This is a genomic window from Shewanella sp. 1180_01 (genome assembly GCF_052850535.1).
Genome location: NZ_VXCT01000159.1, coordinates 1 through 948 on the forward strand (window position 1 = coordinate 1; position 948 = coordinate 948).

At 41.5% G+C, this 948-nt stretch carries 1 protein-coding gene; it reads left to right on the forward strand.

Annotation, left to right across the window (positions count from 1 at the left end):
* Positions 1-685 precede the first annotated feature (685 nt).
* Positions 686-948: AbiEi antitoxin N-terminal domain-containing protein (locus tag FW758_RS24625; RefSeq protein WP_446446830.1), on the forward strand; the 263-nt coding region annotated here is incomplete at its 3' end.

The following is a 948-nucleotide window of genomic DNA, read 5'->3' on the forward strand; positions in this document are numbered from 1 at the left end:
GTTGCTGCATGCGGACTCGATACAGTTGTCGCGGTTTTTGCTAAAAGAAAAGGCCGCAAAAATAGCACCAACTTACTCGCCGGTGAGCAAGGCGTTACCCATAGAAATCTTAATCCGAAACTCAAAAATTAGAGTTGGGAATCTAACATGCATTTGTCCAAAAATGGGCTAGTAAATCACTCTGTGCCAGACTGATTCACGCGAGCCCTAAAACTCGCCTAGAGCTCATTTCGCGGCTTTTTTTGGCGCTTACGCCCTAGAATGAATTAAACTCAAGAGAACTGATTCAGACCCATATAAGGCCTGTTATTCCCATTCCGACTAGTTATATCGCGTGTTGATTAGTTTTAGGCAAAAGAGGTTGTATTAATAGAATAGTTAATCTGAATTTGATTATGCAGATTATTCATGTCTTCCGTTAAAACCTGCCACTAGTTCCCTGTTTTGAGTTGTTAGATCTCTAGAGAACTGATCTAAGCTCATGCAAAAAAATGATATTGCATTTGTTTATGCTCGATGGTGACCGATTGTATTTAACCGCGGAACAACGGCTGCCTCCCTCTCATTCAGCGAGTTTATAATTTACGTTAAAAGTGCACTTTAGGTACTAATAATTTGCAATTAATAAACTCCGCTTCTATAGTTGGTTTAATTTACTCTGTATTTTGGTACTTATGGTGCAACTATGTCATCAAAAATAAACTGGCTGATTAATCATACGAGTCCTGGTGCGGTAGTGCTTCAGTCGTGGTTGACACAAAATGAGATCAGCTCATCTTTGGTGAGAAAATATGTGCAGAGTGGTTGGTTGTACAAGATAAGTGCGGGGGTTTACGTTCGTCCTGAGTCAACAGGCAAGTTACAGCCTCATTGGGTTGAAGCGCTCAAGGCTGTGAATGAGCAGCTAAAGCTTCCTGTTCACCTTGCGGGAGTCAGTAGCCTAACGCA